We start from the raw sequence: 14,993 nt of genomic DNA, 5'->3' as shown, positions 1-14,993 counted from the left end.
TTCCCATAGAATAAACCTTGACGTTCACTTATCCAAGAATTGGCACTTTACTGCCGATATTGATTTTTATAAGTCTCGATAATCTGGTTCTGCTCTTCTAGGATTTTGATGAATACTTCAATTCGTTCCTGTAGGGGTCCGCTATCCGACAAATTGTTGCAAGCTTTGATAAACGCAGAGGCTTTTAGTAATTGAGCCCCACCTTTGACCTTATGAACAAAGCTCTGAAAGTGAGCTTCATCAATGAGGTTCATATTGGTAATAGAGCTTATTTCACTCAAAATTTCCAAATGAACCTTTTCAATTTCTTCCAAAATCACAATAATTTGATGGGGATCGTCTTGGATGAGATTTGAGAAGATATCAAAAGAATAAGCCTCATCAGTATTGGCAAGATTTTGGCTGGATTCGAAATAGCGCATTAGCTCATTCTCAAGTGCACCTATGCTGAGTGGCTTAATGAGTACGCTATTCATGCCGGATGACAAAAATTGATTACGAGAATCTAGGGCGTATATATCTGCCGTCACGCCAATAATGATTAAGTCGCGATTGCCAGAGGAGCGGATTTGTTTGGCTAAGTCAGAGCCTTGCATACTAGGCATAGACTGATCTGTCAGCATGAGATCAAAATGATGTTCTCTTATGCATTCTAGTGCCACAGTAGCATTTTCACAGACACGGGTATTAATTCCAAGCGCCTTTAATTGCAGCGATAAAATTTGGCGACTTGCTGGATGATCCTCAACTATTAGCGCACTCAGAATGCGATTCTGCTCCCCAGTTCTTTTAGAGATTAACTTGCTTGTGGATGGAGTCAGAGAGTCAAAAAAAGTTACCTGCGAGGCAGCTATGGTGGTTCTAGGAAAGGCTACCGCAAAATGAACGTTGCTACCAAAGCCCAGAGCACTTTCAAAGTAGAGGTGGCTGTTCATCGAATTTACTAAATGGTTAGTGATGGTAAGTCCCAGGCCTGTCCCTCTCGTTTGGTCACAAATAGAGGACTCTGATGATTTGGGTAACTGCTCAAATGCTTGAAGGGCTAGTTCAATTTGCTCGCTTCCCATACCCACTCCAGTATCAATTACTCTAAACTCAAGAAGTTGCCCTGCATGATCATCAGCAAGAACAATGATCGAGAGGTAAATCTCGCCTTGGGTGGTGAATTTAACGGCGTTACTTAACAAATTTTGTAAAACTTGACGTAGACGTAATGAGTCAATCATTAAAACTTCGGCGATCCTCGGATCAATCGAAGTATGGAGTGACAAATTTTGTTTTTTAGCTACGATTGAGAATGCAGCATGAATATCCATTACTAATTGATGGGGATTACAGGGCTCTGGATTGAGGATGAGCTTACCCGCCTCAATTTTAGAAATATCCAATACCTGGTTCAACATGCCTAAAAGAGATTCGGCAGAGGCTTGAGCACTCTTTAAAAGTGATTTATCTTTTTTAGGAAATTGCGCACTACCCAGTAGAAGTTCTTGTACCCCAAGGATGGCATTCATTGGGGTGCGAATTTCATGACTCATGGTTGCCAGAAAAGCAGACTTTGCGGCATTAGCCTTATCAGCTAAATCTTTTGAGCGTTGTAATTCGATGGCAGCTTGTTTTTGATAGTGATACTTTCTTTGGAGCTGGCAAAACAAGACTCCGCCAATCATGAAGATGAAAATAGTGCTGAGCCAGGGTAGCATTGCTCCGTTCGTCGGGGATTGCATCTCATCAAATGCAAACAGTTTGCGTGAAGTAATGGGATCTAGGTCGCCTAAAAAGTGGGTCAGCACTTCATGCAAAGGTGCATTTTGATCTGAGATAAGCCAGTGATAAGCAAACGGATTACGGCTGTACAGGCCATCTATTTTCAGATCAGAATTTGGAGATTCTTGCATCAGTTGCCGGGCTAAGCGAATAGGCATGACCAGCGCCTCGATATCATTCTTTATCAGAGATTGAATTAGGCTCTTGGGAGCATGGCTCTCTTGGTGATTGCGATAGCTGTTAGCAGGCGCTTTTTCAAAGCCTCGATCGAAGTACCCAATTTTGAGCTTGGGTAAGTCAAGGTTGCTGGATCTATTAGTGACAATAGCATCCTGCCCCCAAAAGATTGCTTCAGAGAGGGAGCTAAATTGTAGGATGCGATCATTTATCTCCGGTGGATCGATGATGAAATCTACCTCACCTTTACGCAGTTGTTTTAGACCCTCCGAATCTGTTTTTCTCCACACCGGTACAAATTGTTGCCGAGTACATTTTTCAATTTTAGATAGCAGGAGTCTGAATATCCCTGCCTCCTGTGATTGAGTTGATTGCGCTAAATAGGGAGCATACTTTTCATGAATACTAAATCGCACTACGGGATGAGCATCGATCCATAATTGTTCTGTAGCATTAAACGGGCCAGCATAAGCTAGGCCTGAAGCAATGCAGTAAATGGACAGGACATTTTTTAATATGAATCGATGCATACTAGTGTTAGCTTTCGATAATATTGTTCATGCGGCAGAACAAGATCAAATCAGCAATATTGTTAATACCCAGTTTGTCAAAGACTCTGGTCTTATAGGTTGCTACGGTCTTATTGCTAATGTGAAGTAGGTCCGATATCTGCTGATTGGTATTGCCTTTACCAAGATACTTCATCACTTGTAATTCGCGATCAGAAATTAGGGCGAGTTTGTCGTTGTCACTCAACGAGGTATTGCCATTTTTCCCATGAGTGAAAAACGTGTACCCCTGTGTGATAGCAACACATGCAGCCAGGATGACATCAGCACCAGCAGTCTTATTGACAAAGCCATGAGCGCCTAAGGAGCGGACTCTGCCACCATAGACCGCCTCATCTAAGCTAGAAAGCACCAGAATGCGAACCTCTGGATGCATTAAGCCAATACGGCGGATGACATCAAACCCATCCGTCTTGGGCATATCTAAATCTAAAATCACCATACTGGGATTCACTTCTTTGATGGAGCGTAGACACTCCTCGCCGTTTTGTGCTTGTCCTACTATTTCAAAAAGCAACTGGTCCTGCAGCATACTTTTCAATGCCATCAGCATCGCTGGATGGTCATCTACCAACATCACGCGTTTTCTCATTACTTGTCTCCGTTTTGGTTTTTATGAGGGTGCAGCGAAAAAATGGCTTTAGCGATTCGGCTATCGCTTATGTGAAGCATTTGATGGCGACTCACTGGCGGCATGACGAGCCCGCCATAGATGTGATTTGTCCCTAATGCGCTAGCGTTTTCTAAATCTTGGACCAGAGTAATGTTGCCGGCATAAATTTCTGCCTGAAATTGCTGGCCAAGAGAAACTATTTCGCCCGGTAAACCATCGACTCGGAATTGCCCCATCTCGATATGCATTCCTTCGGGCTCTAATTTCTCAATCCAGCGGATTTGCGTATTGGTCCCAGCAAAATCGAGAAGATGGATTAAGGCGCCAAGTCGACGCAAGCGAAGTAGACCATCAACGCAGGAATCTATCGAATCTTCATCATCGAGCTTGTGTACCCCTAAAGTAACAAGACCAACTGGGAGTCGTAAATTCAGAATGAGGTCACTCAATGCATCTATAAAGTCACTTGATGCCAGATGCCGCGCAGGAATGGGTAAGATGCCTGGAATAAAGCGACCGCTTCGGTACCAATACGTGATTGTGTCTAAACCCTCCATAAAAAATCTGAGGAGTTGGGTATCGGTAGCGGTCAGTAATGGTCTAAATAAAGAGCTCGTCAGTTTCGTTCCTTGTGCATTAAAGATGGGTTCGTTGCTAATCGTTTGTCGTTGGGACCAGGATTGGTGTTCTTCAAGCGCTTCGCCGCTTAGACCAAGCCAAGGCTGGCCGCAGGCATCGCGCACTTCTTGGAAGGGTTTGTTCTTCCAGGCCTTTACAAGCGTGTACAGCCGGGATTTCGGGCTCATCAGCATTCTCCAATCATTGAATAGCCAGTCTAGGCAGGACAGATTGGAGCGGTAAGGGCTTAAGGCTTATTTATATGTAGGAATCGACCTACTTGCCTGTGTCTATTATAGAAAATATAAGAAGTCCATTTGAAATTTAAGACATTTTGCTCTTGAAATCCCTGGTTTTAGACCTATATAATCAGCACTCTACATACACGAGTGCTAAATTGGGCTTGTTAGGCTAAAAGTCCGATATCTTGGTGTTAAGAGATTGCAACATATTGATTTATATTAGTTTTTTAATTAGTTAACACTTACTAACATAGGAGAAGGAATGAATTTGCGTCCTTTACATGATCGCGTAATCATTAAACGTTTAGATCAAGAATCAAAAACTGCTTCAGGAATCATCATTCCGGATGCTGCTGCTGAAAAGCCAGATCAAGGTGAAGTATTGGCAGTTGGCCCAGGCAAGCGTGATGACAGCGGTAAGTTGAATGCACCAGACGTCAAAGTTGGCGATCGCGTGTTGTTCGGCAAATATGCTGGTCAAACAGTTAAGGTCGGCAGCGACGAGCTTCTCGTAATGCGCGAAGAAGACATCATGGCTGTTGTACAGAAGTAACCGGTACCTAAGAAAGGAACTCAATCATGGCAGCAAAAGACGTCGTATTTGGAGATAACGCCCGTACCAAGATGGTAGAAGGCGTAAATATTTTAGCGAACGCAGTAAAAACAACTTTAGGCCCAAAGGGCCGTAATGTAGTTATCGAGCGTTCATTTGGCGGCCCAACCATCACTAAGGATGGCGTATCCGTAGCAAAAGAGATCGAACTCAAAGACAAGCTCCAGAACATGGGTGCTCAGATGGTCAAGGAAGTTGCTTCCAAAACTAATGACATCGCTGGTGACGGCACAACTACCGCTACTGTATTGGCTCAGTCTATCGTTCGCGAAGGCATGAAGTATGTTGTGTCAGGTCATAACCCAATGGACTTGAAGCGTGGAATCGACAAAGCTGTTTCAGCTGCAATCGAAGAGCTCAAGAAAATTAGTAAGCCTTGCACAACTACTAAAGAAATCGCTCAAGTAGGCTCAATCTCAGCGAACAGCGACCACAGCATTGGCCAGCGTATCGCTGAAGCAATGGAAAAAGTAGGTAAAGAGGGTGTTATTACTGTTGAAGATGGCAAGTCATTGGAAGATGAGCTTGAAGTTGTTGAAGGTATGCAGTTTGACCGCGGTTACCTCTCTCCATACTTCATCAATCAGCCAGAAAAGCAAGTTGCGATCTTGGAAACTCCATTCGTTCTCTTGTTTGACAAGAAAGTAAGCAACATTCGTGATTTGCTCCCAGTGCTCGAGCAGGTAGCGAAATCCGGCCGTCCATTGTTGATTATTGCGGAAGATGTTGAAGGCGAAGCCTTGGCAACATTGGTTGTCAATAATATTCGCGGCATCATCAAGACTTGTGCTGTTAAGGCTCCAGGTTTTGGCGATCGTCGTAAAGCGATGTTGGAAGACATTGCGATTTTGACTGGCGGTACAGTGATCGCTGAAGAAATTGGCCTCACACTCGAGAAAACTACGCTTGAGCATTTAGGTCAAGCAAAGCGTATTGAAATCGGCAAAGAAAACACCATCATTATTGACGGTGCTGGTGATGCCAAAGCAATTGAAGCGCGCGTGAAGAACATTCGTGTTCAGATCGAAGAAGCAACTAGCGACTACGATAAAGAAAAATTGCAAGAGCGCGTTGCCAAGTTGGCAGGCGGTGTTGCAGTGATTCGTGTTGGTGCTGCTACTGAAGTTGAAATGAAAGAAAAGAAGGACCGCGTTGATGATGCATTGCATGCAACTCGTGCAGCGGTTGAAGAAGGCATTGTTCCTGGCGGTGGCGTAGCTTTGTTACGTGCGATGCAGGGTATCAAGGGCTTGAAGGGTGATAATCCTGATCAAGACGCTGGTATCAGTATCGTGTTGCGCGCAATGGAAGAGCCAATTCGCATCATCGTTTCAAACGCAGGTGATGAAGCCAGTGTAGTTGTCAATGCGGTATTGGCTAGCAAAGGCAATAACGGTTACAACGCTGCAACTGGTGAATATGGTGACCTCGTAGCTCAAGGTGTAATCGATCCAACTAAGGTAACTAAAACTGCATTGGTTAATGCAGCTTCCGTAGCGGCCTTATTGTTAACAACCGATTGCGCAATTTGCGAAGCCCCAAAGGATGATTCCGCTGGTGGTATGCCTGATATGGGCGGTATGGGCGGAATGGGCGGTATGGGCGGCATGATGTAATTGCCATACATTTCCCCAGCCATCTGGCTGTAGAAACTAAGACGCCTGGTTCAAAAGATCAGGCGTTTTTTTTATTGTTCCTCTAGAAATAAAAAAACCGCCCGAAGGCGGCTTATTTATACGGCATATGGGATTAACTTACGGACTTCACCATATCTTCTACAACCTTCTTCGCATCACCGAAAACCATCATGGTTTTATCCATGTAGAAAAGCTCGTTATCAAGGCCAGCATAACCAGCTGCCATCGAACGTTTGTTCACAATAATAGTCTTCGCTTTGAACGCTTCCAAAATTGGCATGCCGAAGATTGGGCTGCCTGGTGTACGAGCGGCAGGGTTCACTACGTCGTTTGCACCAAGCACTAACACCACGTCGGCCTGACCAAAGTCGCTGTTGATATCTTCCATTTCAAATACTTGATCGTAGGGCACTTCAGCTTCAGCCAAGAGTACGTTCATATGGCCTGGCATACGACCCGCTACTGGGTGGATAGCATATTTCACAGTCACACCATGATGAGTCAGCTTCTCTGTTAATTCTTTTAAGGCATGCTGAGCACGCGCAACTGCTAAGCCATAGCCAGGAACGATCACCACAGTATCAGCATTTTCCATGAGGAAGGCTGCATCTTCAGGAGAGCCAGTTTTGTAGTTTTTAGGGCCGCCATCATCGCCGCCGCCTGCAGAAGCTTCAGCACCGAAGCCGCCAAGTAAGACCGCCAAGATGGAGCGGTTCATCGCCTTACACATGATGTAAGACAGAATCGCGCCGGAGGAGCCTACGCAAGCACCAGCAATAATTAATACTGGATTGTTCAATGTGAAACCAATACCTGCTGCTGCCCAACCAGAGTAGCTGTTGAGCATAGATACCACTACTGGCATATCTGCACCACCGATAGGGATGATCAATGTCACACCCAGCACCAAGGCGATCGCACACATGACCAAGAAGGCTTCGTGGCTGCCTGTCATGAAGTACATGGCACCACCAGAAACCATGCCAATTGCGAGAATGAGGTTGAGCAAGTGCTGGCCAGCAAAAGTCACTGATTTACCGCTAACCTTGCCAGACAATTTTCCAAAAGCGATGATGGAAGCAGTAAAGGTAATGGCACCAATAAATGCACCGATAAAGAGTTCAATCTTCTGAGCGCCAGTATGGTCTTGGGCTGGGTTGAACACTGCAGCAATCGCAATCAATACAGCCGATAAACCAACAAAAGAGTGCATCAGCGCTACGAGCTCTGGCATCTTGGTCATTTGTACACGTTTAGCAGCAAGTATTCCGATGATTGCACCCGCAACAATCGCACCAATAATCAATGAGAAGACAGGCTTAAAGTCAGGAATAAAGAAGGTAGTAATTACGGCCAACAGCATACCGACCATACCGAAGGTATTGCCTTGACGTGAAGTGGTTGGTGAAGATAATCCCCGCAAGGCAAGAATAAATAGCACCGAAGAAATGAGATAGGAAATCGCGGTTATGTTTGACATTATTGAGGTCTCTATATGGATCTTGTTATAGTTTTATTTAGTGCCAGCCGCATCAGCCTTGGGAGCTTTTTTCTTGAACATTTCAAGCATGCGACGGGTGACCATAAAGCCACCAAAAATATTGATTGAGGCTAAAAACACTGCCACTGCACCAATGATGCTGGTGAGGGTAATTTCATCACCACCAATCACTTCGGTTTGTAGCAATGCGCCCACAATAATGATTCCAGAGATAGCATTAGTAACGGCCATGAGTGGAGTATGTAATGCAGGAGTAACGTTCCAAACTACTTGATAGCCAACAAAAATGGCTAATACAAACACGGTGATGTTTTGGACGGTGACTATGTTTTGAAAAGCAGCGAGATCCATGATGTTTCCTTCAAATAATTTTGTATTAGTTTTTGCGGACAGCTTGACCATCACGACACATGAGGCAGGCGGTAACGATGTCATCATCTGTGGGGATAACTAATTTCGCTTCTGAGTCAACAATGAGCTTCATGAAATCAAGTAAGTTGCGTGAATACAAAGCTGAGGCATCTGCAGCAACCATGCTCGCAAGGTTGGTGTAACCAATAATTTTCACGCCATTCTTCACAACGATCTTGTCAGCTTCGGTCAAAGGACAATTACCCGATCCGTTATCGCCACGTCCAGCTGCCAAGTCAATAACGATTGAACCAGGCTTCATGTTGGCAACCGTGTCGCTATGCAATAAAACTGGTGGCTTACGACCAGGAATCAAAGCGGTGGTGATCACGATATCAGCCTGTTGAGCACGTTCAGCTACGAGCGCAGCTTGACGTTTCATCCAGGCTTCAGGCATTGGGCGGGCATAGCCACCAACACCTTTGGCAATTTCACGTTCTTCATCAGTTTCATAGGGAACGTCAACAAACTTTGCACCCAGGGATTCGATTTGCTCTTTGGCGGCAGGGCGCACATCAGACGCTTCAATAACAGCGCCTAAACGTTTCGCGGTCGCGATTGCCTGGAGACCCGCAACACCAGTACCCAAGATGAGTACACGCGCCGCTTTAACTGTTCCGGCTGCAGTCATGAGCATTGGCATAAAGCGCTGATACTCATTGGCAGCAACCATGACGGCTTTATATCCTGCAATGTTGGCTTGTGATGACAGTACATCCATGCTTTGAGCGCGAGTCGTACGCGGGGCAGCCTCTAATGAGAATGCAGTCACACCTTGAGCGGCCATGGCTGCAATATTGTCGTTATCAAATGGATCAAGCATGCCAAGCAGCACGCTGCCAGATTGAATCTGTTTGAGCTCAGCAGCTTCTGGAGCGCGAACTTTGAGGACAATCTCGGCACCAAATGCATCTGCTGCATTACCAATGGTTGCGCCAACAGCTTCATAGGCGGAATCTGGCTGGCTGGCCATCATGCCTGCATCTTTTTGAATGACAACCGTGTGGCCTTGACCAATGAGCTTCTTAACGGTTTCCGGTGTGGCGGCAACTCGAGTTTCCCCGGGCCTAGTTTCCAGCGGTACTCCTATGCGCATGGCATGTCTCCAAATACAAATTTTTCGAAAAATCTATTTTAGTGAGTTAGGCAAAGGTCCGCCTATCTATTTATCCTTAGTGCCATTTATTGGGTTTTACTCCAAATCTCGTAAATTGGGAGTAAGACTTCTACAATGGGGCTTCAGCTAATCTCTAATTTTCGCATTTTTTGATGATCCACCTCAATTCTTCAACAATCCCCGCCTCAAAACCATCCAAAGTCGTCGTTGGGATGTCTGGAGGCGTAGATTCGTCTGTAGCGGCTTGGATGCTCAAGCAGCAAGGCTATGAGGTAATCGGTTTATTCATGAAAAATTGGGAAGATGATGATAGTGATGAGTACTGCTCTTCTCGCCAAGATTGGCTAGATGTCGTGTCTGTGGCTGACTTAATTGGTATTGATGTCGAAGCCGTTAATTTTGCAGCTGAGTACCGGGAACGCGTTTTTGCAGAATTCTTGCGGGAATACGCCGCAGGGAGAACCCCTAACCCAGATGTTTTGTGTAACGCAGAGATTAAATTCAAAGCCTTCTTAGATCACGCCATGAGCTTGGGTGCTGATGCGATTGCCACTGGCCACTATGCGCGAGTTCGACATCAAGACGGGCGCGTGCAATTACTAAAAGCACTAGATGCGAGCAAAGATCAAAGTTATTTTTTGCACCGCTTAACTCAGAGTCAATTAGCCAACGTACTTTTCCCTTTGGGAGAGATCCCAAAAACCGAGGTTCGTCAGATTGCTGAGCAAATTGGCTTACACAATGCCCGTAAAAAAGACTCTACTGGGATTTGCTTTATTGGCGAACGCCCCTTCCGCGAGTTCTTAAATCGCTACTTGCCGCGTACCCCAGGCCCGATTAATACGCCTGAAGGTAAAACGGTGGGAGAGCATATGGGGCTTGCCTTCTTTACCTTGGGACAGCGCAAAGGTATAGGCTTGGGTGGCAGTCAGGATGGCAATGGTGACGCTTGGTATGTAGCTCGCAAGGATGTAGCCAGCAACACTTTGTATGTCGCTCAAGGCCACGAGCACCCTTGGTTATTGGCTAATCAGCTCTCAGCAATTGATGCTAGTTGGGTTAACGGAGCGGCTCCAGCACCGGGCCAGTACTCTGCTAAAACTCGCTATCGTCAGGCGGACTCTGCCTGTTCACTGACTGCTGGAAATGATGGTCCTTCGAGCTTTCAATTGGCCTTTACGGAAGCCCAGTGGGCAGTAACACCAGGCCAATCTGCCGTTTTATATGATGGTGATATTTGCTTAGGCGGTGGAATTATTTCCGCCTAAGGATTTCTGGGCAGCAAATTCCTGATTTAGGCTGTTGGCGGAGCAGTTTCAGCAAAGGAAGGTCTTTGCATTAGCTTTTGGTAGAGAGTGTCCAGGTTGGGATATTGGGCTTGCCAAGCAATGTTAGGAAAGCGGAATAGCAGATAACCCAATGCGCAACCCACTGCAATATCGGCCAAAGCCATTTGATTGCTATGACACCAGGCGTTTTCGCCTAATTTCTCAGACATTTGGGCTAAAGCAGCATCTATTTTGCCCATTTGGCGCTCAAGCCAGACTGGACTTTGTTGCTCTGGCGGGCGCAAAGTCTGCTCAAGACGAGCCAAAATTCCAGCATCCATCACCCCGTCAGCGAGAGCTTCCCAAGTTTTGACTGTAGCGCGCTCACGACTGCCTGAGGGGATGAGTTTTCCAACCGGGCTTAAGGTGTCTGCATATTCTGCGATTACACGGGAGTCATAGATCGTCTCGCCATCCTCTAGTAAAAGGCAGGGAATCTTGCCTAGAGGGTTGTTATGGGCAATTTTTGTGTCTGGGGCCCAAACATTCTCAAGCTCCAGGTCAACATCTACCTTTTTTTCAAAGAAAACAATGCGCACTTTACGTACGTAGGGGCTAGTGAGGGATCCGATCAGTTTCATATCCTCAAGTATAGCTATGCCAGCCTTAAATGACTCAAATCCAAGAACGATTAAAATTAGCTTTTATTGACATATTCAATGTGAAGGCAATATTTGTGAGTCAGCCGATTTCTACCCTCAACGCTCTTTCTCCCTTAGATGGTCGCTATGCCGGAAAACTGGATGCTTTAAGGCCCTGGTTATCCGAGGCTGCATTTATGCGTCAACGGGTCTTCGTTGAGATTCATTGGCTATTGGCTTTGGCTGCAGCAGGTCTGCCAGATGTACCAAAAATTAGCGCAGCGGATGAGGCCTTTTTATTATCTTTGCCAGACAGCTTCTCAGATGCCGATGCGCAACGCATTAAGGATATTGAGGCCGTTACAAACCACGATGTGAAAGCAGTGGAGTATTTCTTAAAAGAAAAAGTAGCTGGTCGTCCAGACCTCCTTAAAGCCAGCGAGTTTATTCACTTTGCTTGTACCTCTGAAGACATCAACAATACCTCGCATGGTTTGATGTTGCGTGGGGCGCGTGATGAAGTGTTGTTGCCACAGCTTAGAAAAGTCCTTTCTGTACTGACGGATTTGGCACTTGAAAATGCCAAGGTGCCTTTGTTGTCACGCACCCATGGTCAGCCCGCCTCTCCAAGCACATTGGGTAAAGAGTTGGCGAATATCGCTAAACGTTTAGAGCGTGCAATTGCAACTATCGCAGCCGTACCTCTTTTAGGAAAAATGAATGGTGCGGTTGGTAATTACAATGCACACTTATCTGCCTATCCCGATTTTGATTGGGAAAATTTTTCTAAAAACGTTGTTGAGAAACGTTTAGGTCTCACATTTAATCCTTACACGATCCAGATCGAGCCACATGACGGTATGGCTGAATTATTTGATGCAATTGCCCGTGCCAACACGATCCTATTGGATATGGACCGTGATTTTTGGGCCTATATCTCGATTGGATACTTTAAGCAGCGTACTAAAGCGGGTGAGATTGGCTCATCCACGATGCCGCATAAAGTGAACCCAATTGATTTCGAAAATTCTGAAGGCAACTTAGGTGTAGCCAATGCTTTGCTTCGTCATTTGGCTGAGAAGTTACCAATCTCTCGCTGGCAGCGTGACCTCACTGACTCTACAGTCTTGCGCAATCTAGGTCCAGCGTTTGGTCATAGCGTATTGGCCTATGACAGCGCCTTACGTGGTCTTGGTAAGTTAGAGGTAAACCACGCTGCGATTGCTGCTGATTTGGATAACTGCTGGGAAGTATTGGCAGAACCAGTGCAAACCGTGATGCGCCGCTACGGTATTGAGAATCCCTATGAGCAACTCAAAGAGTTGACCCGTGGCAAAGGGATTAATCAGGCCGACTTACAAACCTTCATCCGTGGTTTGAAGATTCCGGATGATGCAAAAACATTGTTGCTCGAGATGACGCCATCCTCTTATTTAGGTAAGGCGGTCGAGTTGACCGAACGTCTAAAAAAGTGAGTTCGACCCCAAGCCTTGGAAGCGCACCGCAAGATTCGCAATACGGTGCCCGCCCCAAGATCTGGTTTGCTGTTTATCAATTGCTATGGCATCTCCTCCTGCCGTTTGCTTTCGTTCGCCTAGCTTGGCGTACACGACATTCGCCTGAGTACTTACATCACTTTGCTGAGCGCCTTGGCTTTGCTAATACAAAGTCGCTTACTCAAGGATCAGTGTGGATTCATGCAGTGTCGGTTGGTGAGACCAGGGCCGCACAACCTCTGATTGATGCCTATCTTGCGCGCGGCGAAACTATTTTGCTAACTCACATGACGCTCAATGGCCGTCGCACTGGCGCTACTTTATTTGCAAGTGCTATTGCTTCTGGCCAATTGCGTCAAGTCTATCTCCCCTATGACCTGTGTTGGTCTGTTGCGCATTTCATTCGCACTTTCAAGCCGAAGTTAGGTTTGTTTATGGAAACTGAAGCTTGGCCCACGGTAGTGTTTTATTGCGCTGAAATTGGCCTGCCTTTATTTTTAGTGAATGCCCGTCTATCTGAGCGTAGTGCTCGTCGGGTCAAGCGGTTTGGTAGAGCGGGTAGATCTTTATTTCAGGCCTTTGCGGGTATTTTGGCGCAAACAGAATTTGATGCCCAGCGCTACCGTAGTTTGGGCGTTAAGAAAATAGAGATTGTTGGTAACCTCAAATTTGATGTGCCACTGGATCCAAATTTAGTTGCGCAAGGCTGCTATTGGCAACAAGAGCTGCATGATCAGCATCGCCTGATGGTCTGCGCTGCCAGTACGCGTGATGGTGAAGAGGCAATCATCCTCAAGGCATGGAAGTGCCTCTTACTCGCTAATGTATTTGAAAATGTTCCCTTACTTTGTATCGTGCCACGCCACCCGGAGCGTTTTTCTGAGGTAGCTAATCAAATTGATGAAGCAGGCTTGCAATTTCAACGACGCACCGAGTGGAGTGGAGTACCTCAAGTTACCGCTGATTTAGATGTCATTCTTGGGGACTCCATGGGTGAGATGCCCCTGTATTACAGCGCCGCTGATTTAGTCGTTATGGGAGGAAGCCTACTTCCCTTTGGTGGCCAGAACCTAATTGAGGCTTGCGCTGCTGGCTGTCCTGTTTTATTGGGTGAGCACACATATAACTTTCAACAGGCGGCTTTAGATGCGATCAAGATAGGCGCAGCTAAACGCACTCAGGATGAGCCTATTGCGCTAGCAGAGGCCTTGAAAGAGTTGCTATTAAATGCTGCCGAGTTGGCACAAATGTCGAGTGCCGCAAAGGCTTACTCGGTTCAGCATCAAGGTGCGACTAAAAAAACGTTAGCCGCCCTTGAGCGTTAGAACTTCAGACTAAATTAAGACTTAAATCTGGGCCCCGAAATTGGGATCATCATTACGGGCAACATCATCCGGCTTTTTATCGCCTTTGATTAAATCTTCGCGGGTGACACCAAGCCACATCGCTATAGCTGCTGCAACGAATACTGAAGAGTAGATACCAAACAAAATACCAATGGTCAGTGCGAGTGCGAAGTAGAAGAGGGTGGGGCCGCCAAAAATCAGCATAGCCAAGACCATCATCTCAGTACTACCATGAGTGATCACGGTACGACTAATCGTGCTGGTAATGGCATTGTCAATAATCTCTTGGGTATTCATCTTGCGATATTTGCGGAAATTCTCGCGTATACGGTCAAAGATCACGACGGATTCGTTAACTGAGTAGCCTAGTACTGCCAGAACTGCAGCCAATACCGATAGGGAAAACTCCCACTGGAAGAAGGCAAAGAAGCCTAGAATAATTACGATGTCATGCAGGTTCGCAATAATGCCGGCGAGTGCAAATTTCCACTCAAAGCGGAAAGAGAGGTAAACCACAATGCCAATGATTACAAATATCAGCGCCAGCAATCCATCAATTGCGAGCTCACGACCAACCTGTGGGCCAACAAACTCGACACGCTGTAATTTCACGCCAGAAGTGGCTGGTTCAAGCGCTTGCATTACGGCAGCACTTTGGTCCGCTGAAGAAATCATTTTTCCGCCAGCGTCTCGCTGAAGTGGCAAACGAATCATCACATCGCGTGAGCTACCGAAATTCTGAATCTGGGTGTCGGCATATCCCAGCTTTTCTACCTTCGATCTAATTGAATCTAAAGGGGCTGTTTGTGGATAAGTTACCTCCATCACCGTGCCGCCAGTGAACTCAATGGAGAGATGCAGACCGTTTTGCCAGAGAAAGAAAACGGCAGCTATAAAGGTAATTAAGGAGATTGCATTCAGTGCCAAAGCATGGCGCATGAAGGGAATATCTTTTTTGATGCGGAAAAATTCCATGA

13 protein-coding genes are annotated in these 14,993 nt (G+C 46.1%); 5 read left to right on the top strand and 8 right to left on the bottom strand.

The window, feature by feature from the left end; translation table 11 throughout:
* Positions 1-47: 47 nt before the first annotated feature.
* Genes DN92_RS09285 through DN92_RS09275 form a run of 3 tightly spaced genes read right to left on the bottom strand, consistent with a single transcriptional unit; the run spans position 48 to position 3,932 of the window.
* Positions 48-2,474, bottom strand: coding sequence for a response regulator (locus DN92_RS09285; protein WP_173960967.1), 2,427 nt, complete (start codon positions 2,472-2,474; stop codon positions 48-50).
* Positions 2,475-2,481: 7 nt separating this feature from the next.
* A complete protein-coding gene (locus tag DN92_RS09280) occupies positions 2,482-3,105 on the bottom strand; it encodes a response regulator transcription factor (RefSeq protein ID WP_173960966.1) in 624 nt (207 codons plus the stop codon).
* On the bottom strand, positions 3,105-3,932 hold the full coding sequence (locus DN92_RS09275; RefSeq protein ID WP_173960965.1) for a diguanylate phosphodiesterase: 828 nt from the start codon (positions 3,930-3,932) through the stop codon (positions 3,105-3,107). The genes DN92_RS09280 and DN92_RS09275 overlap by 1 nt, the downstream gene beginning before the upstream one ends.
* 316 nt (positions 3,933-4,248) lie before the next feature.
* On the opposite strand from DN92_RS09275, the gene DN92_RS09270 reads away from it, so the two are divergent.
* Complete coding sequence (locus DN92_RS09270; protein ID WP_015421939.1) at positions 4,249-4,539, top strand: co-chaperone GroES; 291 nt, start codon at positions 4,249-4,251, stop codon at positions 4,537-4,539.
* A 26-nt stretch (positions 4,540-4,565) separates the two neighbouring features.
* Complete coding sequence (groL, locus tag DN92_RS09265) at positions 4,566-6,215, top strand: chaperonin GroEL (protein WP_173960964.1); 1,650 nt, start codon at positions 4,566-4,568, stop codon at positions 6,213-6,215.
* 133 nt (positions 6,216-6,348) lie between these two features.
* Here groL and DN92_RS09260 read toward each other — a convergent pair whose 3' ends face one another.
* Genes DN92_RS09260 through DN92_RS09250 form a run of 3 tightly spaced genes read right to left on the bottom strand, consistent with a single transcriptional unit; the run spans position 6,349 to position 9,244 of the window.
* On the bottom strand, positions 6,349-7,716 hold the full coding sequence (locus tag DN92_RS09260) for an NAD(P)(+) transhydrogenase (Re/Si-specific) subunit beta (protein ID WP_173960963.1): 1,368 nt from the start codon (positions 7,714-7,716) through the stop codon (positions 6,349-6,351).
* A gap of 33 nt (positions 7,717-7,749) precedes the next feature.
* Positions 7,750-8,088 (bottom strand): proton-translocating transhydrogenase family protein, encoded by a 339-nt coding sequence (locus DN92_RS09255; RefSeq protein WP_173960962.1) that lies wholly within the window; start codon positions 8,086-8,088, stop codon positions 7,750-7,752.
* Positions 8,089-8,113: 25 nt separating this feature from the next.
* Positions 8,114-9,244 (bottom strand): Re/Si-specific NAD(P)(+) transhydrogenase subunit alpha, encoded by a 1,131-nt coding sequence (locus DN92_RS09250; protein WP_173960961.1) that lies wholly within the window; start codon positions 9,242-9,244, stop codon positions 8,114-8,116.
* A 173-nt stretch (positions 9,245-9,417) separates the two neighbouring features.
* On the opposite strand from DN92_RS09250, the gene mnmA reads away from it, so the two are divergent.
* A complete protein-coding gene (gene mnmA / locus DN92_RS09245; RefSeq protein WP_173960960.1) occupies positions 9,418-10,533 on the top strand; it encodes a tRNA 2-thiouridine(34) synthase MnmA in 1,116 nt (371 codons plus the stop codon).
* A 26-nt stretch (positions 10,534-10,559) separates the two neighbouring features.
* Here the strand turns inward: mnmA and DN92_RS09240 are convergent, their stop codons facing one another.
* The gene (locus DN92_RS09240) at positions 10,560-11,174 is read right to left on the bottom strand and encodes a glutathione S-transferase N-terminal domain-containing protein (protein ID WP_173960959.1); all 615 of its coding nucleotides are present in this window, start codon (positions 11,172-11,174) and stop codon (positions 10,560-10,562) included.
* 95 nt (positions 11,175-11,269) lie between these two features.
* Between DN92_RS09240 and purB the strand changes: the two genes are divergently transcribed.
* Together purB and DN92_RS09230 are read left to right on the top strand one after the other, a co-directional pair.
* A complete protein-coding gene (gene purB / locus DN92_RS09235) occupies positions 11,270-12,649 on the top strand; it encodes an adenylosuccinate lyase (RefSeq protein ID WP_173960958.1) in 1,380 nt (459 codons plus the stop codon).
* The gene (locus tag DN92_RS09230; protein WP_173960957.1) at positions 12,646-13,995 is read left to right on the top strand and encodes a 3-deoxy-D-manno-octulosonic acid transferase; all 1,350 of its coding nucleotides are present in this window, start codon (positions 12,646-12,648) and stop codon (positions 13,993-13,995) included. Before purB ends, DN92_RS09230 begins: the two co-directional genes overlap by 4 nt.
* Positions 13,996-14,016: 21 nt before the next feature.
* On the opposite strand, the gene secF is transcribed toward DN92_RS09230, so the two are convergent.
* On the bottom strand, positions 14,017-14,991 hold the full coding sequence (gene secF / locus DN92_RS09225) for a protein translocase subunit SecF (protein ID WP_173960956.1): 975 nt from the start codon (positions 14,989-14,991) through the stop codon (positions 14,017-14,019).
* Between the last annotated feature and the right edge of the window lie 2 nt (positions 14,992-14,993).

Origin of the sequence: Polynucleobacter arcticus (genome assembly GCF_013307205.1) — a bacterium.
Taxonomy (GTDB): domain Bacteria; phylum Pseudomonadota; class Gammaproteobacteria; order Burkholderiales; family Burkholderiaceae; genus Polynucleobacter; species Polynucleobacter arcticus.
The sequence above is the reverse complement of the archived record's forward strand: the minus strand, read 5'-3'. Positions and strand labels throughout refer to the sequence as shown.

Excerpts from the sequence above, each read along its gene's own strand:
- groL (WP_173960964.1), top strand. The coding sequence starts at position 4,566 with ATGGCAGCAAAAGACGTCGTATTTGGAGATAACGCCCGTACCAAGATG.
- secF (WP_173960956.1), bottom strand. The coding sequence starts at position 14,991 with ATGGAATTTTTCCGCATCAAAAAAGATATTCCCTTCATGCGCCATGCT.
- DN92_RS09270 (WP_015421939.1), top strand. The coding sequence starts at position 4,249 with ATGAATTTGCGTCCTTTACATGATCGCGTAATCATTAAACGTTTAGAT.
- DN92_RS09275 (WP_173960965.1), bottom strand. The coding sequence starts at position 3,932 with ATGAGCCCGAAATCCCGGCTGTACACGCTTGTAAAGGCCTGGAAGAAC.
- DN92_RS09240 (WP_173960959.1), bottom strand. The coding sequence starts at position 11,174 with ATGAAACTGATCGGATCCCTCACTAGCCCCTACGTACGTAAAGTGCGC.
- DN92_RS09285 (WP_173960967.1), bottom strand. The coding sequence starts at position 2,474 with ATGCATCGATTCATATTAAAAAATGTCCTGTCCATTTACTGCATTGCT.
- DN92_RS09255 (WP_173960962.1), bottom strand. The coding sequence starts at position 8,088 with ATGGATCTCGCTGCTTTTCAAAACATAGTCACCGTCCAAAACATCACC.
- DN92_RS09250 (WP_173960961.1), bottom strand. The coding sequence starts at position 9,244 with ATGCGCATAGGAGTACCGCTGGAAACTAGGCCCGGGGAAACTCGAGTT.
- mnmA (WP_173960960.1), top strand. The coding sequence starts at position 9,418 with ATGATCCACCTCAATTCTTCAACAATCCCCGCCTCAAAACCATCCAAA.
- DN92_RS09280 (WP_173960966.1), bottom strand. The coding sequence starts at position 3,105 with ATGAGAAAACGCGTGATGTTGGTAGATGACCATCCAGCGATGCTGATG.
- DN92_RS09260 (WP_173960963.1), bottom strand. The coding sequence starts at position 7,716 with ATGTCAAACATAACCGCGATTTCCTATCTCATTTCTTCGGTGCTATTT.